Origin of the sequence: Hymenobacter polaris (genome assembly GCF_012927305.1) — a bacterium.
Classification (GTDB): domain Bacteria; phylum Bacteroidota; class Bacteroidia; order Cytophagales; family Hymenobacteraceae; genus Hymenobacter; species Hymenobacter polaris.
In genome coordinates, this window is sequence record NZ_JABBGH010000002.1 from 1,121,131 (window position 1) to 1,139,741 (window position 18,611).

The 18,611-nt window shown below is 61.0% G+C and carries 12 protein-coding genes; 3 read left to right on the forward strand and 9 right to left on the reverse strand.

Annotated elements, in window-relative coordinates; all coding sequences use genetic code 11:
* Nucleotides 1-6: 6 nt before the first annotated feature.
* A complete protein-coding gene (locus HHL22_RS14975) occupies nucleotides 7-150 on the forward strand; it encodes a hypothetical protein (RefSeq protein ID WP_169532149.1) in 144 nt (47 codons plus the stop codon).
* 391 nt (nucleotides 151-541) lie between these two features.
* Here HHL22_RS14975 and HHL22_RS14980 read toward each other — a convergent pair whose 3' ends face one another.
* From HHL22_RS14980 to HHL22_RS15015, 8 genes are all read right to left on the reverse strand, one after another.
* Nucleotides 542-3,208, reverse strand: a complete 2,667-nt coding sequence (locus HHL22_RS14980; RefSeq protein ID WP_169532150.1) for a GDSL-type esterase/lipase family protein — start codon at nucleotides 3,206-3,208, stop codon at nucleotides 542-544.
* 399 nt (nucleotides 3,209-3,607) lie between these two features.
* Nucleotides 3,608-5,881 carry an NADP-dependent malic enzyme gene (locus HHL22_RS14985; protein ID WP_195809292.1) on the reverse strand — a complete coding sequence of 758 codons (2,274 nt, stop codon included), beginning with the start codon at nucleotides 5,879-5,881 and terminating at the stop codon, nucleotides 3,608-3,610.
* A 180-nt stretch (nucleotides 5,882-6,061) separates the two neighbouring features.
* Nucleotides 6,062-8,260 carry a LysM peptidoglycan-binding domain-containing protein gene (locus HHL22_RS14990; protein ID WP_169532151.1) on the reverse strand — a complete coding sequence of 733 codons (2,199 nt, stop codon included), beginning with the start codon at nucleotides 8,258-8,260 and terminating at the stop codon, nucleotides 6,062-6,064.
* Between the two features lie 218 nt (nucleotides 8,261-8,478).
* Entirely contained in the window at nucleotides 8,479-9,915 is a 1,437-nt protein-coding gene (gene gatA, locus HHL22_RS14995) for an Asp-tRNA(Asn)/Glu-tRNA(Gln) amidotransferase subunit GatA (protein WP_169532152.1), read from the reverse strand.
* A gap of 3 nt (nucleotides 9,916-9,918) precedes the next feature.
* Complete coding sequence (gene tatA, locus HHL22_RS24390; RefSeq protein ID WP_169532153.1) at nucleotides 9,919-10,440, reverse strand: Sec-independent protein translocase subunit TatA/TatB; 522 nt, start codon at nucleotides 10,438-10,440, stop codon at nucleotides 9,919-9,921.
* Between the two features lie 94 nt (nucleotides 10,441-10,534).
* Nucleotides 10,535-10,927 (reverse strand): Sec-independent protein translocase subunit TatA/TatB, encoded by a 393-nt coding sequence (locus HHL22_RS24395; protein ID WP_195809293.1) that lies wholly within the window; start codon nucleotides 10,925-10,927, stop codon nucleotides 10,535-10,537.
* Nucleotides 10,928-11,609: 682 nt separating this feature from the next.
* Nucleotides 11,610-13,133: a lipopolysaccharide biosynthesis protein gene (locus HHL22_RS15010; protein ID WP_169532154.1), complete on the reverse strand. Its 1,524-nt coding sequence runs from the start codon at nucleotides 13,131-13,133 to the stop codon at nucleotides 11,610-11,612.
* Between the two features lie 119 nt (nucleotides 13,134-13,252).
* A complete protein-coding gene (locus tag HHL22_RS15015) occupies nucleotides 13,253-14,050 on the reverse strand; it encodes an enoyl-CoA hydratase/isomerase family protein (RefSeq protein ID WP_169532155.1) in 798 nt (265 codons plus the stop codon).
* A 273-nt stretch (nucleotides 14,051-14,323) separates the two neighbouring features.
* On the opposite strand from HHL22_RS15015, the gene mscL reads away from it, so the two are divergent.
* Together mscL and HHL22_RS15025 are read left to right on the forward strand one after the other, a co-directional pair.
* Nucleotides 14,324-14,698 carry a large conductance mechanosensitive channel protein MscL gene (gene mscL / locus HHL22_RS15020; RefSeq protein ID WP_169532156.1) on the forward strand — a complete coding sequence of 125 codons (375 nt, stop codon included), beginning with the start codon at nucleotides 14,324-14,326 and terminating at the stop codon, nucleotides 14,696-14,698.
* Between the two features lie 107 nt (nucleotides 14,699-14,805).
* Nucleotides 14,806-15,237 (forward strand): hypothetical protein, encoded by a 432-nt coding sequence (locus tag HHL22_RS15025; RefSeq protein WP_169532157.1) that lies wholly within the window; start codon nucleotides 14,806-14,808, stop codon nucleotides 15,235-15,237.
* Nucleotides 15,238-15,409: 172 nt separating this feature from the next.
* Here HHL22_RS15025 and infB read toward each other — a convergent pair whose 3' ends face one another.
* Complete coding sequence (infB, locus tag HHL22_RS15030) at nucleotides 15,410-18,511, reverse strand: translation initiation factor IF-2 (RefSeq protein WP_169532158.1); 3,102 nt, start codon at nucleotides 18,509-18,511, stop codon at nucleotides 15,410-15,412.
* Nucleotides 18,512-18,611 lie beyond the last annotated feature (100 nt).

An 18,611-nucleotide genomic window follows, 5' to 3' on the forward strand; every position in this document is an offset into this window, starting at 1 on the left:
TTCACCATGCGCACATTCTTGCTGGCCTTCGCTGCCGCCCTGGCCCTAGGGGCCTGCCAGTCCTCTTCTTCCTCCAAGACTAAGGTGCCCGCCAACCTGCCGCCCGAAGAAAATGCCGCCCCTAGGGCCGACACGACGAGCGGGAAATAAGTAGTTCGGCCAACGCTGCTAAAATCGGCAGCGAACAGGCTATGCCCTAAAAAGACCGGCCAGTTAGGACGGGCCAGGCTTTTACTAGAAACGCTACCGTAAGAGGAGCCTTATCGTTCAGCCACTAAAGAGGGCCGCGTCGAGCGGCTTTTCCGGGCTAGGCGTAACGCTACGGCCCTGAACGCATCATCCAACTGGTGCCGTTTATCCGGCGCACGTACGTGCTTTTGGGGTGAGCCGCTGCCATGGCAGAAGGCAAAAGGCTATAACGGGCATCAGGCGGTGGCAGCCCAGCCGTTTGTAGCGGCTGCCAAGCAGAAAAGCTTTTGCCAGGCGGCTAGGAGTAGGAAATAAAACCCCGCTGCCGATGGGCAGCGGGGCCTTAAGGCAGCTAGTTGGCCTGGCGCACCAGGCGCTTGGTTATGCGCTCCTCCCCTACCTGAAACTGGAGTAGGTACACCCCGGCGGGCAGCGTGCCCAGGTCCAGGCGGCCCTGGCGCACGGGGGTGGTAAGTACCAGGCGTCCTAGCGCGTCGCGCACCTGCACGGCGGTGCCCTCCAGGCTGCGGGGGCTTTGCACGTACACCGCGCCGCTGCCGGGATTCGGGTAGAAGCTGATGGCAGCGGCCTGGGCGCTTTCGCGCGCGGCCAGCGGCGAGCTGACGCGGCTTAGGGTATTGAGGCTCTGGGCTAGGTTGGCGAGCGAGTCGGGGGCCACGGTGCGGCTGCCGTCGAGCGGGGCGTAGATTTCCAGGCTCGATTTCAGCAGCGAGTCGGCGGCCATCATTTGCACTTCCTGGTCGTTCAGGCCAGCGCGGTAAAACATAAACTCGCGCAGCTGCGTGCGGGCCGGCGCGGCGTTGCCACCCAGGTCGAGGCGGGTAGGGCGCAGGCGCTCGGCAGCCGTGCCCTCAAAGGTGCTGTCTACGTAGAGGCGCGTTACACCGTGAGCATAATAGTGCGTGAGCACCAGCTTGTGCCAGCGGTTGTCGTTCACGGTTTTAGTGCCGGCGATGCTGCGGCCCTTGGCTGACGTATAAAGCAGCTTGCCGCTAGGAGCTACCGCGATGGTACCGCTAGCTAGCCCGGCCGAGTCGGCCAGTAGCAGTAGCCGGCCAGTGCCCGTGGTGCGGAAGCGCACGGCAGCCGTGAAAGGGTGCACCACATCTTCGGGGGTGAGGCGCACGGTGGGCGCGGGCGCGGTGGCCGTATTGCGCAGCACGATGCCGGGGTTGTTGGCGGCGGGCCGGCGGCGGGGTAGGGCCTTGCCGGCGGCCAGGGCATCGAGCAGCGAGGGCACGATGGCGTGGGCCATCTCGGCGTGGCCCAGGTCGTTGGGGTGCAGCGCGTCGTACCAGTAGCCGGTGGTGTAGTGCCCGGCTAGGTCGTCTACAGCACCCAGTAGGTTCACCGAGGGCACGTTCCAGCCGGCAATCAGGGCGTTTATCTGCTTGACGTAGCTGTACTCGGTGGCGCCAAAGTCATTGCGCCCGTAATTGTTCGAGATAATCGGCACCAGCCCGTTGGCGCGGGCGTGTTTGATGAGCGCCACCATGTTGTCGCGGAACTGGTTGAATGCCGCCTGCCCGGCACCCAGAATGTTCTCGTTGCCCAGCGAGAGGGCAATAAACACATACTTGCCATTTTGCGAAAATACGTCGCTGTCGAAGCGGTTCGTCACGTCCACTGTGTTGTTGCCGGGCACGCACACGTTGGCCGTTACCCACGGTCCCCCTAGGCCGGCCGCGTTGCGGGCCGTCAGCAAATCGGCGTAGAGGGAGGTGTAGCCGTGGTTGCCCGTGGCCCCCGTGCCGTAGGGCACTGACGAGCCGATGTAGGTCAGCTTATTGGGGTTGGTAGCCACGTAGGGCTCTAGGACCAGGTCGTCGAAGTACACGCTGCCAGCGGTAGTGCCGGCCGCGTTGCGCCACACGGTAACCGCTTTCACGAAGGCCGTGCCCGTCGGCACCGCCCCCACCGCCGACAGCCGCACCCAGGTGTCGGGCGTGGTGGCGGCCGTCACCGAATCCGAGCGGAAGCGACCTAGCAGGGCGCTGCTGGCATCGTAGTAAAGCAGCTCCAGGTGAGCCGCCTGCGCCCCGCGCAGCGCATCGGCCGAGGCGTTGTAGAACCACCCATTGAGGCGGTAGGTGCTTACCCCCGTTTGGGCCGCGTAGCTGATTTGCTGCGTCAGGCTCAGGCTGGCGGCGGTCAGCTTCGCCGCGTAAGAACCAGTGTGCCTAAGGGCTTGTCCTACGCTCGCCCCGGGTGTGGCACCCCCGCCCACGGTGGTCCAGTACGTGAGGTTACCCAGCTCGAAGCCCGGATTCTGGAAGCTCGTGTACACGGGCGGGGTGGTGCTGGCCCGGCCCGGCACGATGTCGAGGCGCAGCAGGTTGATGTAGGCGTAGGAGCCAGCAGTCTTGCTCAACTCCAGCGTAATGCCGCCCGCCGCGTCGGCCATCAGTGTATCCGACTTGGTGATGGTGTTGTTGTTGCCGGCGTAGCCGTTGGCCCCCACGTTGGCGCCCGTGGTGGTTTGGGTGATGGTGCTGACATTGGCTCCGGTAAATTTGTACTGGCTCGTCCGCGTTTCGGCCGTGGTTTGGCGCGAGCCAAACATCTGAAACACGTAGCGCTTGGTTTTGTCCAGCCCGCTAAAGCGCAGCGTGCCGGTTGCCGTGCTGCCCGTGCCTTGCACAAAAAAATAGTCTTGGGTAGCCGTAGCAATCGCGTACTCGCCTAGCAGTGCGGCGCTTGGGGCCAGCAGCCCACCCGTGGCAATGCCATTGGTAAGGAAGTTAGCCCCCACCTTGACCTTTATCCCGGTGGCCGCGTTTTGCTTGTCCACTAGCCGGAAGGTATCAGCTACGCCCGTATTGTTGAGAATATTGTTCCAGTAATTCCCATTGCCATCGGGACTAGGAGTAATGTTGCCGTTGGTGCCGTCGTTCGGTCCGAAGTCGAGCAGCATGGAGCGCACGGCGGGTGCAGTTTGGGCGTGGACTGCCCCTAGGGACAAGGTGGCCAGCACGAGCAGCGTATAGGTTTTTCGCATGGGTGGGGAAAGTGTAAGAAATAAGCTACTACTAGCTCTAAATGGAGGACGGGCAACAGCCAACCACTAGCTGGCTCTTCCGCAAACGTTTGAGGTAGTACACATACCAGCTCGCTTCACCCTTAGTCACTTAATCAGTATTTTTTGGAATAGTCCGGCGGTAGCGGCAAGAAAACTTTGTTCTTCCTGTTGATACCAAATAGGAAACTGGCTGGTAGTCAAGCCATACTATTGAGCATCTCGCAAGGCTGAGCGCGTCTGGCAGTTGCCCGCCAGCGTGACGTGGCCCATGCCTAAGCAAGCGGCTACCAGACCAATAAAAAAGCCTGGTTTGAAAACCAGGCTTTGAGAAGTAAACAAGCTGCGCCTAGCCTAGGGCCGTCGGCATAAATAGTAACCTTACAGCGCCTTTTCGTCGCGCTGGGCGTCTACCACCGCAATGGCCGTCATGTTGATGATGTCGCGCACGCTGGCGCCGAGCTGCAGAATGTGCACCGGCTTGCGCATGCCCATCAGCACCGGGCCAATTACCTCAGCACCACCAATTTCTTGCAGCACCTTGTAGGCAATGTTGCCCGACTCGACGTTGGGAAAAATAAGGGTATTGGCGCCCTTCTCGGCCAGGGGCGAGAAGTCGTAGTTTTCCTGCAGCAAGTGGGGGTTTAGGGCCACGTTGGCTTGCATCTCGCCGTCGAGCAACAGCTCGGGAAACTGCTTTTTGGCCAGTTCGGTGGCGCGGCGCGTTTTCTCGGGCAGCGCCCCGCCCGAAGGCGAGCCGAAGTTAGAGTAGCTAATAACGGCCACCCGCGGCTCGGTATCAAAAAAGCGCACCGCCCGCGCCGTAAGGCCGATAATTTCTACCATCTCCTCGGCCGTGGGGTCAATATTCACGGTGGTATCGGCGAAGAAGTACGGCCCGTTCTTGTGCTGAATAATATACATGGACGACACCCGGCGCACGCCCTCGGCCGGCCCAATCACTTGCAGCGACGGGATGAGGCTCTTGCCATAGTCCTTGGTCAGGCCCGTGATGCAGGCGTCGGCCGCGCCGGCTTCCACCATCATAGCGGCGTAGTAATTGCGCTCGCGCATCAGCCGCTTGCCCTCAAACAAGGTGATGCCCCGGCGCTGGCGGCGTTGGTAAAGCCGCTCGGCATAGGCGTCGCGGGTAGCGTCTTCGCGCAGAATATCAATGATTTCGCAGCCCGCCAGGTCGATGTGATTGGCCTGGGCCAGCGCCCGTACCTTATCGGGGGCCCCTAGCAGAATGGGCAGGGCAATGCCCTCGTCGCGCACCAGCTGCGCGGCCTTGAGGACCTTGTAGTTGTCGGCCTCGGCAAATACCACGCGCTTGGGGTTCTGGCGGGCGGCCGACGTGATGCGGTTCATCAGCTTCTGGTCGAGGCCCAGGCGCTGGCGCAGCTCGTCGTCGTAGACGTTCCAGTCCAGAATCTGGCGGCGGGCCACGCCGCTTTCCATAGCCGCGCGCGCCACGGCCGGCGACACGGCCGTAATTAGCCTAGGGTCTAAGGGCTTGGGAATGAGGTAGGTGCGCCCGAAGGCCAGCGTGGTGTCGCCGTAGGCGTTGTTCACAATATCGGGCACCGGCTCCTTGCTCAGCTCGGCCAGGGCGTGCACGGCGGCCAGCTTCATGGCCTCGTTTATTTCGGTGGCCCGCACGTCCATCGCTCCCCGGAAGATATAGGGGAAGCCCAGCACGTTGTTTACTTGGTTGGGATGGTCCGAGCGCCCAGTAGCCATAATGAGGTCGGGCCGGGTGCCCATCGCTAGGTCGTAGCCAATTTCGGGGTTGGGGTTAGCCAGCGCAAATACGATGGGGTTGTCGGCCATCAGCAGCAGCAGCTCGGCGGGCAGCACATTGGCCGCCGAAAGGCCCAGGAACACGTCGGCGCCCGCCATAGCCTCGGCCAGCGTGCGGATGGGCCGCTCGGTGGCAAACTGCAGCTGTAGCGGCGCCAGGTCGGTGCGCGCCGGGGTGATAATGCCATCTTTATCAAAGACAACCACGTTCTGCGGGCGCACCCCTAGGGCCAGGTACAGCCGCAGGCACGATACGGCCGCCGCGCCCGCCCCGCTCACCACCAGTTGAATGTCCTCGATGCGCTTGCCCACGATTTCCAGCGCGTTCAGCAACGCCGCCGAGGTGATGATGGCCGTGCCGTGCTGGTCGTCGTGCATCAGCGGAATGTTCATCTTCTCGCGCAGCTCGGTTTCGATGCGAAAGCACTCCGGCGCCTTGATGTCCTCCAGGTTGATGCCGCCGAAGGTGGGCTCCAGCGCCTTCACGATGCGAATAAACTCGTCGGGGTCGGTGGCGTCAATCTCAATATCGAAGCAGTCAATGCCCGCGAACTTCTTGAACAGCACGCCTTTGCCTTCCATCACCGGCTTGCTGGCCGCCGGCCCAATGTTGCCCAATCCCAGTACCGCTGTCCCGTTGCTGATAACGGCCACCAGGTTGCCCTTGGCGGTGTACTTGTACACATCGTCGGGGTTGCGGGCGATTTCCATGCACGGCTCAGCCACGCCCGGCGAGTAAGCCAGCGCCAAATCGAGCTGGGTGCTCACGGGCTTGGTGGGCACTACCTCAATCTTGCCCTGGGGGCTCATGGCGTGGTAGGCGAGGGCATCCTCCTTATTTATCTTCAGCATGGGAATTCCAGGGAAAGGGTAACTGTCGAGCTACTGCCCGGCCGCAATCAAGCTGCGAAGCTACGCCCAGCCCGCCCAACGCGCCGGGTTCTGAGGCACCAAAACGCCCTAGGGCCACCGCCAAAAAGCAAGCGGCCCTAGGGCGTTCTAGCCATTCAAACGGACGGGCAACCGCCTGCGCTAGCTGGCCGGCACCACCAGCTTCTGGCCCGATTGCACCGCGTCCGACTTCAGGTGGTTGAGCCGCTTTAGCTCGGCCACGCTCACGCTAAACTGCCGCGAGATGCTGTAGAGCGTGTCTTTGGGCTGCACCACGTGCGTAATCGTGCGCAGCGCCGGGTGGGGGGCAGTGCGCACCGCCACGTGGTCGGGCGCGGCTGGTGGCGCCGCTAAGCGTAGGCGCTGGCCGGCCTGCACGCCCCCGGCGGCCGGCAGCTGGTTCCACTCGCGCAGCTGGCTGAGGCTGAGGTTATTGGCCTGAGCCACTTTCGTCAGGTTGTCCCCCGGCCGCACCACGTAGAAGGTGGGTTTGGCGGCCGGCTCAGGCAGGCTAGCCTGGTGGCCGGCCAAGGCCGCTTTTTCTTCCAGCGCCGCCCTAGGGCTAGCGGGCCGGGCCAGGCGGCTGCCCCTGGGCGGCGTGGCCGCGCTGTCGGCAGTAGGCACCACCGGGTCGGGGGCGGCCGCCAGCATAGCTACGGGGGTTTCGGTAGCGGGCGCGGCGGCCGCTAAAACTGGCGGGTTGGCTTTTTCCTGGCTGGCGGCCTTAGCCAGCGCGGCGGCTTTGGCAGCCTGGGCGCGTTGCTGGGCCACGGCACGCAGGGCCTGCTGGCGCTGGCGCGCTACCAGCTCTTTCGCCATAGCCGCCTCTTGCTGGGCCCGCTCCAGGGCCTCGCGGGCAAAGCGAGCGTTAGCCGCCGCCAAGGCTTGGCTTACGCTATCAGCTGGGGTAGCGAGGTGCAACGAATGGGGCAGCGGCGCCGGGGTGGCGGCCACCAGCAGCGCCGGCGCAGTTTCGGCCGCTGGTAACGGGCGCAGCACCACCAGCTCGCGGCCAGGGCGGGGCTGGGCGTTCTTGGGCAGATTGTTCCAGTGGCGCAGCTGGGCGGCGCTCACGTCAAAGCGCTCGGCCACGGCCGCCAACGTTTGGCCCCGGCGCACGGTGTAGTATACGCGGCGGTAGCGCGGGGCAGCAGAGTGGCTGGCGCTGGCGGCCAGGGTGGGCGCGGGCCCGTAGCCACTCAAGTACACCGTGCGGGCCAGCAGCGGGCGCGGCAGCTCGGCGGCCGGCTGGCAGTAGGCTAGCAGCGTGGCCCGGTCTACGCCCGCCAATTGCTCGCGGGCAGCACTCGGAAAGCGCAGCACGTAGGGCCGGTAGCCGGCGGGCAGCTCGCCGTGGCGCACCTCAGGGTTGTAGCGGCCAATGGCCGACGAGTCGGCGTAGCCCAGGGCGCGGCTCAGGCGGCGCAGGTCGAAGGCCTGGCCGCGCAGCCCTAGGGTGTCCAGGGTTTCAAAGCGCTGGTAGCGCAAAGCCGCGTCGTTAAGGCGATACTCGGGCGCGTACTTCATGGCGTAGAGTACGGCCGTGAAGGTGGGCACGTAGTTGCGAGTTTCGGCCGGCAAGTGCGAGTACAGCTCCCAAAAGGTCTTCTTGCCAGTGCGGCGCATTACGCGGTGCACGTTGCCGGCGCCCCAGTTGTAGGCAGCCAGTACCAGCTCCCAGTCGTGAAACAGCCCGTATAAGTAGCGCAAGTGCTTGCAGGCAGCTTCGGTGGCCTTTTCGGGGTGCATCCGCTCGTCCACCCACTCGTCGCGCTTCAGGCGCAGGTCGCCAGCCGTGGGTGGCATGAACTGCCACAGCCCCACCGCGCCTACCGCCGATTTAGCCGTGGGTATCAGCGCTGACTCGACCACCGACAAATATTTCAGGTCGAGAGGTAAGTTGTACTGCGCCAAGTACTTCTCAAAGGTGGGGAAGTAGAATTGCTCGCGCTCCAATACCCGCTGGGTATAGCCCCGCTGCCGCTCGGTAAACAGGCGCACGTAGGCCAGCACCGCCTCGTTGTAGTGCAGCGGCATATCGCTTTGCAGGCAGCCCATGCGGTCGCCCACTAGTTCGTAGAGCGTAGCGGGGGTTTGCAGCCACAGCAGGCGGGCCGAGTCCACGGCCGGCACCAGCGGCGCGGCGGCCAGCGAATCCAATTCGGCGGTGGGTAGCTCCACTACCCGGCGCACCGTGTCGGTGGCGGCGGGTAGGGCCTGCGGCACTACCGGATGCTGGGCCAGCGCCGGGCCCGCGCCCAGGCCTAGGGCCAGCACCAGCAGCCGCCGGGGCAGGCGCGCGGGCTTGGCGGTGGTAGGCACTTGGTGCGAAGCTTTCATTGGGCTAAGGTAAGTAACAAGTTTTGAACCACCTAACAACAGAAGGGCGCGCAACAGTACGGTCTGGCGGCCGTAACTGTTGCGCGCCATAGGCGCTGCTAAAACTATCGGCCAACGTCCGGCCCGCGCCTCAGCGCCCGAAAGTCAACCGTAACCAAGTGGTTGAGCCCCGCCCAGCTACTTTCAAAGAAGCCTAGGCCGTCGCCGCCTCCGCTAACCTAGTTAGCTGCCACCGGCTCGGTAAGCGTACCCGCGAAAGCCAGCAAATCGGCCTCCCGGAAGTCACCGCTCAAAATTTGCAAACCAATGGGCATGCCCGCCGCGTCGGTACCCGCCGGGATGGAAATGGCCGGCACGCCCGCCAGCGAGGCTTGCACCGTGAAGATATCAGCCAAGTACATACTCACCGGGTCCTGCTTTTCGCCCAGCTTGAAGGCGGTAGTGGGCGTGGTGGGCAGCACCAGAAAATCGTATTGGCGCAGCAGCTCGTTGGTTTTCTCCTTAATAAGGCGCCGCACCCGCTGGGCCTTGGTGTAATAGGCGTCGTAGTAGCTGGCGCTCAGTACGAAGGTGCCCAGCATAATGCGCCGCTGCACCTCGGGCCCAAAGCCCTGGGCCCGGGTTTTCTTATAGAGCGACTCCAAATCAGTGGCATCGGGCGCACGGTAGCCATATTTCACCCCATCAAAGCGCGAGAGGTTCGAGCTGGCTTCGGCCGTGGTGAGAATGTAATACGTCGGAATCATCTCGTCGAGCAGCGGAAAATCGACGGCTTCTACCACGTGGCCGTGGCCGCGCAGGGTTTCCAATGTGTTTTCGAGCGCCTCGTGCACCTCGGGCTGCAAACCAGCGCGGTTCACCGCATTAGCCAGGTAGCCAATACGATACTGCGGCGCGGGCGTCAGCAGCTCGCTGTAGGCGGGCACCGGGGCCTCGCTGGCGGTGCTATCAAGCCCATCGGGGCCGGCCATTACTTCCAGCAGCAGGGCCGCGTCGCTCACCGAGTGCGTAATGGGCCCAATCTGGTCGAACGACGACGCGAAGGCCACCAGCCCGTAGCGCGAAATGCGCGAGTACGTAGGTTTTAGCCCAATAACGCCGCAAAAAGCCGCTGGCTGGCGCACCGAGCCCCCCGTATCAGAGCCGATGGAAGCCAGGCACATATCTGCTTGCACGGCCACGGCCGAGCCGCCGCTGCTGCCGCCCGGCACCCGGCTAGGGTCCTGGGCGTTGCGCACGGGCCCAAAAGCCGAGTTCTCGTTCGAGCCACCCATGGCAAACTCGTCGCAGTTCTGGCGCCCGATAAAGATGGCGTCCTCGGCCAGCAGGCGGCCCACGGCCGTGCCCGTAAAGAGCGACTTAAACCCGTCGAGAATGCGGCTACTGCTTTGCAGCGAGTGGCCTTGGTAAGCCAGCACATCCTTAAGGCCGATGACCATACCGGCCAATTTACCGGCCGTACCAGCCGCCAGCTTTTCGTCCACGGCCTGCGCTTGCTGGCGGGCTTCGTCGGCCCATACTTCCAGAAAAACATTTAGCTCGTCGTTACGACGCTCGATGTTGTCCAGGTAATAAGCAACGAGCTGGCGGCAGGACGTGGTGCCCGCCGCCAGCTCGCGCTGAATTTCCGCTAGGGAAGAATACTGAGGTTTCAATTCTTAAACGTCGGTTGGTGTCTGGTCGAGGCGCGGCCGCGTGCCAGGCACCCCGCTCACGCCCGTAGCGGGCGGAATGGGCGTATCGTGGTGGTGCGGCGCCGGGGGCGAATTTACGGCATCCGGCGCAGTGTAGTCCGTGGGCGGCGCGTAGGGGGCGTGGTAGTCGGCTACGGGCGGGGCCGTGGCGTAGTCGGTAGGTGCCACGGGCGGGGCCTGGTACCCCTCAACATGCGGCTGGTAGGGTTGGTAGGGCTGGCTAGCCGGAGAATAGGGCGGCTGCTGGTACTGGTCGGGCTGCTGGTAAGCGTTGGGTTGCTGATAGTTAGGCTGGCTTGGCTGCCCGGCACGCTCAAACTCATTGCGAATCTCGCTGCTAGCATCTTTGAACTCACGGATGCCTTTACCCAAGCCGCGGGCTAGCTCCGGAATCTTATTGGCTCCAAAGAAAATAAGGATAACCACAACTATCAGTATCATCTCGGAACCGCCGATGTCACCGAGGAAAAGCAAGGAGGTATGCATAACGAACGCAGAAAAGTATAGGAAGCAAGTAGTAATGACCAAGGCGCTACTCGGAGTAAGCGTAGCTACGAGCGAAGTGCCCTAGGGCTAGCACTTAGCTGATAGGCTGGCCGTTGGCATCATAAGTAGCGGGCGCGGCTGGGTTAGGCTGCGGCTGGCCATAGGAGGGCTGGGTAGGGTAGGGGGGCTGCGCTACCGGCGGCTGCGCGGCATAGCCAGGCTGACCGGCATACGGCTGGGTTGGCTGGTTAGCGTACGGCTGCTGGTTGTAGGGCGGCTGCGGCTGTTGGTTGGGGTTGTAGGGCTGATGCGTTTGCGGAGCTTTATTGGCATCGGTGCTGGCATCCTTAAACTCCCGTACGCCCTGACCAATGCCGCGCATCATTTCCGGAATCCGCTTAGCGCCGAAAAATAATACCAAAATCAGGATGATAAAGATGATAGTTTTAGGCTGCTCGATAAACAGAAAAAGCGTGGACAGTAGCATGGGGCGAAAGCCAAATGGCCAATTGGGAGTGAGAAAAAAGTAGATACGAGAAAGCAAGTCGCTTGGTCGCACAAAGGTAGGCACGCACAACGGGTGTGCTGGCCTTTTGCTGACTAACGCCAAGCGAGTCAGTTTAATGCCCGCTAAAATTTTTGTGGTTACCTAGAATGGCTGCGTGAAACAAATCAAGTAGGCACGCCGAATAGTTTTTTACCCCCTCCGCCGAGAAAATGGCCTTTTTTATCGGGACAGGGTTTTTAATTATAGTTCTGTAGTGCAATTTTGCAACGGTTAGCAGCCTTGGTCTGGCCTGCCGCTTAGCGGTAGTCAGGCCTGAGGAAGTTGGCTAAGTTTGTTTTCATAGCTCAGAAAGGCGTTGGGTATTACCCAACGCTTTTTTTATTTATTGTTATCAATGAGCTACTTAACTTCTTTAGTAAGCCTCCATGCCTTAAACTGAAAGCCACCTGCTTGCTTAGCTTTAGACCATTCAGCTACCCTAGGAATGTCCAGTTAATAGTCAATGCCGAAAGCAGAACCATAGTAGCAGCTAAGCATAGCTAATCCTGCGAATTAAACGGTTTAGCACAATAATTATTTGTAAAGCACAATTATGAAGATTTGATTTTAAAAAGACTCACCTATAAAATTTGGGCATTTTAATGGTTGTGCTGTTGGTCACCTAGGCCGCCCGCCGCAGCAAACGCGGCCCGCCCTCTAGGGCGAGCACTGCCCCTGCGTAGGCTAGCGTCAGCCCTAGGCCCGGCGCGTAGCGCAGCCAGCCAGCTAAGGGTGGCAGCGCAAAGTGGGCCGCTAGCACCAGCCCTGCCGCAGCGGCCAGCCAGGCCAGCAGGCGCCCCACCGGGTAGGGCACCGGAAAGTGCCGCTCGCCCAGCCACCAGCACATACCGGCCATCAGGAAATAGCAGGCCAGCGTAGCCCAGGCGCTGCCTAGGTAGCCTAGCACTGGAATAAGTACAAAATTGAGGATAATGGTGAGCACTGCCCCCGCGGCGCCGATGTAAGTGCCGTAGTAGGTTTTGTCGGTGAGCTTAAACCACACCGACAGGTTGTAGTAAACCCCCAGAAAAAGGTTGGCCAGCAGCAAGATAGGCACTACTGCCAAGCCGGTGAGGTACTCGGGACGCCGCAAAAAGAGGGGGCCTATCCAGTTGAGGTTCAAACTAATGCCTACAAAGATGAAGCTGCAGCAGAGCGTAAACCACTTGAGCACTAGCGCAAACGTGGCCGGAGAGTTTTTTTCGGTGCTCTGGCTGAAGAAGAACGGCTCGGCTGCGTAGCGAAAGGCCTGAATAACCAGCGACATAAAGATGCTGAGCTTATAGCAGGCGCCGTAGATGCCTACCGCTGCCAGCGCACTCAGGCCTGGATAAAATCCCGCTGGCAGCCAGGCCGGCAGCAAAATCCGGTCGAGCGTTTCGTTGACCATGCCCGCCAGTCCCATTAGCATGAGCGGCAGCGCGTAGGCCAGTACTGGCCCTAGGAACTGGCGGCCAGGCCAGCGAAACCGGAAGTCAAATAGCTCGCGCGCCAGCAGCAGCAGCGTAAAAGCCGACGCTACCAGATTGCTCAAAAACACGTAGCCCACGCCCAAAGTGGGGTTATACACAGCTTTTACGAACGGCTGCAGCGCGGCCAGTACCGTGCCGGGCGCAGCTCGCTCGGCCGCCGGGCACAGCACCACAAAGAACAGGTTCAGCCCTATGTACAGCAGAATGTTGGCCAGGCGCACGGCCGCAAACTTGCGGGCCTTGTTTTCGAGCCGCAGGCGAGCGAAGGGTAAGGCGGCCACGGCATCCAGCCCCAAAATCAGGGCCATCCACACGGCATATTCCTGGTGGCCGGGCGGCACGTGCAGCAGCCCGAGCAGCGGCCGGGCCAGCAAGGCTAGCAGCACCGTGAGGCCTAGGCTGCTGAGTAGCAGTAGGCTAAGCGTCTGGTTGTACAGCTCGCGTCGGTCGGTGCCCGGCCGGTTGGCGAAGCGAAAAAAGGTGGTTTCCAGCCCGTAGGTGAATACCACATTTAAAAAAGAAACGTAGGCGTACAGCCCCGTCACGATGCCGTACTCGGCCGCCGCAAAATGGGCCGTGTATATCGGCACTAGCAGGTAGCTGAGCACCCGCCCCACAATGCTGCTGACCCCGTAGATAGCCGTCTGGGATGCCAGCCGCTTCGCGATACTCATCAAATAAAGATATGGAAATGTGGAAGATGCGAAAAGATGGCAATGAGCAGCAAGCGTAGCCGCAACGGGTGAAACTCCTTTTCACATCTTTCGCATTGCCCACCTGGTCGCATTAAAAACTAAACACCTTTAAATACGGCCGGCCGCTTCTCTAAAAAAGCCGTTGTGCCCTCCTTAAAGTCGGCCGTGGCAAACGCCTGACCGAAGGCCGCCGCCTCGGCTGCAAAGCCGGCCTCGCCGCCTGTATTGAAATAGGCATTAACGCACCCAATGGTGAGGCCAACAGCGAGCGGACCCTTACTCAAAATCTTGAGCAGTAAATTTTTGCAAAAATCAAGTAGTTCGGCCTGCGGTACAACGTGGTTGGCTAGGCCCAGGCGCACAGCCTCGTCGGCTTTCACTTGGTCGGCAGTCAGCAGCAGCTCCAGCGCCTTGCCCTTGCCTATTAGTTGCACCAGGCGCTGCGTACCGCCGTAGCCGGGCGGTAGGCCCAGGTTTACTTCGGGCTGCCCAAAGCGCGCATTGTCAGCGGTTACCCGCAGGTGGCAAGCCATAGCCAACTCGCAGCCCCCCCCTAGGGCAAAGCCATTGACGGCCGCCACCACGGGCTTTGGGCTGGTTTCGAAGCGCCGAAAAACCCCTTGCCCGTAGGCTGACAGGCGTTGTGCGGCGGCGGCATCGGCGGTAGCCGCCAGCTCGGCAATGTCGGCGCCAGCCACAAACGCCTTTTCGCCACTGCCCGTTAGCAAGATGCCCCGCACGGCGCTATCGGTCAGTGCCCGCTCGATAGCTTGGTCTAGCTCCTGAATGGTAGCGGCGTTAAGCGCATTAAGCTTAGTAGGGCGGTTGATGGTCAACGTCAGAATGCCAGTGGCGGCATCCAGTTCGTAAAGAAGGTTTTCGAAAGGCACAGCCATGAGCAGATGTGGGGGACGAATAAAAGCGACCCAAAGGTACGGCTGCGCTCAAACTGGTGCTAAACTGGTAAATCGGGAGCTTGATAGGATAAATAGTGGGTGTTCAGCGAAATTATGTATGTTTGCTATACACGGGTTAGCAGTTTTGCAACATTAAATAGGAGGAAGTTACAATAAATAGTGCTCAGCCTATACGCTAGTAGTTCACGCGGCCGCATTTTGTAGAATACTACCGGTCAACACTTTTCACTTTCACCCCTTACTGTTTTCCTTATGAGCATTGTTTCCGAATTCAAAGAATTCATTTCCAAGGGCAACGTACTCGACCTTGCAGTCGGCGTCATCATCGGTGCCGCTTTCGGAAAGATTGTGACGTCGTTAACCGACGACGTTATTATGCCGATTGTGGGCCTAGGCCTGGGCCACGTCGATTTTTCCGATATCACGGCAGGGCCCATGAAAGTTGGCCTATTCCTCAATGCCGTCATCAATTTTATCATCATCGCGTTCATTATCTTCTTGATAGTGAAGGGAGCCAACAGTATAAAGAAGAAGCCCGAGCCGGTGGCCGTCGTAGCTGACCCCGTGCCTTCTAAGGAAGAAGTGCTGCTAACCCAGATTCGCGATGCTTTGCGGGCGCGGCCCTAGGGGCTAGCCAGTAAGTAAAGGCGCGCGCACGGCCTGGCTTGGAAATTGTTCTAGGCCAGGCCGTGTTTTTAGGCTAACTTCCACTTCGCTTTTCCCACGTTTTTACAGTGCTCCTTCGCGTGAAGAAAATAATTGCCTCTGCCTTGCTGGCTGGTACCGGGCTGCTAGCCGCCCCTGCCCAAGCGCAAACCACAGCGCCGGATTTTCCGACTAGTACTTCGGCGTCAACTCGCCCTTCTGCTAAGCTGCCCCTCGATGCTGCTCGCTTGCGCCGCCAGCAGCAGATGAGCCCCGAGGAGGCCGCCCGCGACCAGCAGCTGCAGATAATGGAGGCCCGCACCGGCAATACCAGCTTTGGCATGGCTAAGGCAGGCCCTTCGCGCCAACAGGATAAGAATACCGGCTCCTTTCGAGTGCTTAAATTCAGAGAGTTGCGTGGCCAGGAACAGAAGCGCGGCGACACGCGCCGCGTGCTCCTAGGGGCCCATACCACCGGCAAGCCGTTGAAGCAGAAGAAGCATAAGTTTCTCTTCTTCTAATCACTGATTAGCGCGAATTTTAACGGATTTCACGGATTTTGTAGACGACTGTTTAATTACCTGTTTACTTAGGTACGAGTACTTGGAAAGAAAGCAAAAAGAGGCTGCTAGTGATAGCAGCCTCTTTTTGCTTAACGTCCACAAAATCCGTGAAATCCGCGCTAATCAGTGATTAGAGTTTACGCTTGATTTCCTGTTCTTCGAAGCCCTCAATATTGTCACCTTCTTGCAGGTCGTTGAAGCCTTTGATAGAAATACCACATTCGTAGCCCTGGCGCACTTCCGACACGTCGTCTTTGAAGCGCTTGAGGTCTTGAATATCACCTGTGTATTGCACAATGCCATCGCGCACTACGCGCACTTTAGTCTTGCGGGTCAGGGTGCCGTCGGTCATCATACAGCCGGCAATGGTACCAACTTTAGTGATATTAAACACTTGGCGCACCTCGGCGTTAGCCGTTATGACCTCGTGTAAGGTCGGGGCCAGCATGCCCTCCATCGCGTCCTTCACCTCGTTGATGGCGTTGTAGATGATGGAGTAGAGACGGATATCAATTTGCTCTTGCTCGGCCAGGCGGCGCGCGCTTTGCGAAGGCCGCACCTGGAAGCCGATGATGATGGCATCGGAAGCCGAGGCCAACAGCACGTCGCTTTCGGAGATGGCGCCTACCCCTTTGCTCAGGATATTCACCTTCACTTCGGGCGTGCTGAGCTTTAGCAGCGAGTCCGACAAGGCTTCCACCGAGCCATCCACGTCACCTTTCACCAGAATGTTCAATTCCTTAAACGAGCCGATAGCCAAGCGGCGGCCAATCTCGTCGAGGGTGATGTGCTTCTTGGTGCGGATGCTTTGCTCGCGGGCCAGCTGCTGGCGCTGGGTGGCTAGCTCGCGGGCTTCGCGCTCCGTTTCCATTACCTGGATGCGGTCGCCAGCTTGCGGGGCGCCCGTCAAGCCTAGCACCTGCACGGGAGTAGCGGGGCCAGCCAGCTTCTTGCGCTTGCCGCGGTAGTCGGTCATGGCCTTTACGCGACCGTAGTGCGGGCCAGCCAGCACAATGTCGCCCACGTTCAGGGTGCCAGTTTGCACCAGCACGGTGGTTACGTAGCCACGGCCTTTGTCCAGCTCGGCTTCGATAACTGTACCCACGGCGTTGCGGTCGGGATTGGCTTTGAGGTCCAACAATTCAGCTTCGAGTAGCACTTTCTCTAGCAATTCCTCCACCCCTAGGCCCGACTTAGCCGAAACCTCCTGGCTTTGGTACTTGCCGCCCCATTCCTCCACCAAGATATTCATTTGCGAAAGCTCTTCGCGAATCTTCTCCGGGTTGGCCGAGGGCTTATCAATCTTGTTGAGTGCGATAATAATGGGCACCCCTGCCGCTTGCGCGTGGTTGATGGCCTCCTTGGTTTGCGGCATTACTGAGTCGTCGGCCGCCACCACAATAATGGCAATGTCCGTGACCTTGGCACCGCGGGCACGCATGGCCGTAAAGGCTTCGTGGCCAGGCGTATCGAGGAAGGTGATAGGCGAGCCCGACTGAGTTTTCACCTCGTAGGCGCCAATGTGCTGGGTGATGCCGCCGGCCTCGCCCTTCGCCACGTTGGCGCTCCGGATGTAGTCAAGCAGCGACGTTTTGCCGTGGTCAACGTGGCCCATGATGGTCACGATGGGCGCGCGGGGCTGCAAGTCCTCCTCCGCGTCGTTAATCTCGATGTTATCGTCTTCCTGCTCGGCCGACAGAAACTCCACGTCGTAGCCAAACTCGTCGGCAATAACCGTGATGGCTTCGGCATCGAGGCGCTGGTTGATGGAGACGAACATGCCCATGCCTAGGCACACCCGGATAACCTCGTTCACGTTCACATCCATGAGCGAAGCCAAGTCGTTGGCCGAAATGAATTCGGTCAGCTTCAAGGTCTTGGCATCCAGCTCGTTCTGAGCGCGCAGGGCTTCGCGCTCTTCGGCGGCCATGCCGCGCTTATCACGGCGGTACTTGGCGCGGTTAGCAGCGGCGTTGTTCTTGCCGCCGCTTAGCTTAGCTAGCGTAGCCTTGATTTGCTCCTGAATCTGCTTGTCGTTTTGCTCGGGCGTAAGCGCGGGTTGTGGCGCGCGGTTGCCCTGGCCAGGCCGGTTATTGCCACCGGGAGCGGGCCGGTTATTGCCACCGGGACCTCCTGGGCGATTGCCAGGCTGCTGGCCTGCGCCGCCGGGGCGGTTGCCCTGGTAGCCGCCACCTTGCTGGCCAGTGCCCGTGTTGCCACCCGCATTGCCGCTGGGCTGGCCGGGCACCGGTAGGCGCTGGCGCTTTTTCTGGTTGGTATTGCCAAGGCCGCTCTTGCGCACGTCGGACGAAGCTACCGGGCGAGGACCCCGGCCACCTGGGCCGCGCCGGCTGTTGTCAACCGGCAGCTGGATTTTGCCCAGTACGGTCAAGCCCTTCAGCTGGTCGGCTTTGGCCACGATGGTACCATCTTCGGCAGCCGGAGCTTCGGGCTGCGGCGCGGATGGAGCAGCAGCCGGCTCGGCCGGCGCAGCCACAGCCGGAGCAACGGCGGCCGGCGTAGCAACTGAGGCCGGCGCTGCCGCTGCGGGTGCGGCGGCAACTGGCTGGGCCACGGGTGCGGGGGCAGCGGTAGGCGCAGGCGCTGCCGGGGCGCTGGCGGCTGGCTGCTGAGCAGCAACTGCGGTCGGTGCAGCCAGGCGCGGCTCGGGAGCTGCCGTAGCCCTAGGCTGGGCCTGGGGCTGCGCAGCCGGGCGCACTACGCGTCCCTTGCTGTCAAGCTCAATCTTGCCAAGTACTTTCAGGCCGGGGGCAGCCGGGCGGGTAGTGTCGGGAACAGTGGGGGCGGCGGGCGCAGCTGCCGCGGGGGCAGCAACTGGCGCTGGAGCAGCCGGCACAGCGGCAACTGGCTCAGCAGCAGCAACCGGGGCTGCGGCAACTGGCGCCGGGGCCGCTACGGCTACGGGAGCTGGCTGTGGCTTGGCCGCGGGGGCTGGAGCCGTAACTGGGGCCGGACGGGCCGCGGCGGCCTGGGCCTGCGCATTCAACTCGCTTTGGCGGCGGGCCTGGGTGTGGCGCTCGGCCTGTTGCTTTTCCTGGGCCGAGGAGGCAAATTCTTTCTCCAACAAAGCCACCTGCTCGCCGGTCAGCTTCGTGGTGGGCTTGTTTTCGACCGCAATACCCTTGCGGGCTAGGGTCTCGACCGCCCGGTCGATTGCGATATTCAGGTCTTTGGCCGCCTGAAGAAGCCGTTTGGGGGTTGCTTCCGCCATTTACTAAGAGGTGCGAACGAACGTTCTGGAATACAAAGGTAACGGGTAAATCGGGCCAGCGGGCTATAAACCGGCCAATTGGCCCGATTTACTACCTCGT

Bases quoted from the DNA above. Each gene is read 5' to 3' on its own strand.
- HHL22_RS14975 (WP_169532149.1), top strand. From the start codon at position 7: ATGCGCACATTCTTGCTGGCCTTCGCTGCCGCCCTGGCCCTAGGGGCC.
- HHL22_RS14980 (WP_169532150.1), bottom strand. From the start codon at position 3,208: ATGCGAAAAACCTATACGCTGCTCGTGCTGGCCACCTTGTCCCTAGGG.
- HHL22_RS14985 (WP_195809292.1), bottom strand. From the start codon at position 5,881: ATGCTGAAGATAAATAAGGAGGATGCCCTCGCCTACCACGCCATGAGC.
- HHL22_RS14990 (WP_169532151.1), bottom strand. From the start codon at position 8,260: ATGAAAGCTTCGCACCAAGTGCCTACCACCGCCAAGCCCGCGCGCCTG.
- tatA (WP_169532153.1), bottom strand. From the start codon at position 10,440: ATGCATACCTCCTTGCTTTTCCTCGGTGACATCGGCGGTTCCGAGATG.
- HHL22_RS24395 (WP_195809293.1), bottom strand. From the start codon at position 10,927: ATGCTACTGTCCACGCTTTTTCTGTTTATCGAGCAGCCTAAAACTATC.
- HHL22_RS15010 (WP_169532154.1), bottom strand. From the start codon at position 13,133: ATGAGTATCGCGAAGCGGCTGGCATCCCAGACGGCTATCTACGGGGTC.
- HHL22_RS15015 (WP_169532155.1), bottom strand. From the start codon at position 14,050: ATGGCTGTGCCTTTCGAAAACCTTCTTTACGAACTGGATGCCGCCACT.
- mscL (WP_169532156.1), top strand. From the start codon at position 14,324: ATGAGCATTGTTTCCGAATTCAAAGAATTCATTTCCAAGGGCAACGTA.
- infB (WP_169532158.1), bottom strand. From the start codon at position 18,511: ATGGCGGAAGCAACCCCCAAACGGCTTCTTCAGGCGGCCAAAGACCTG.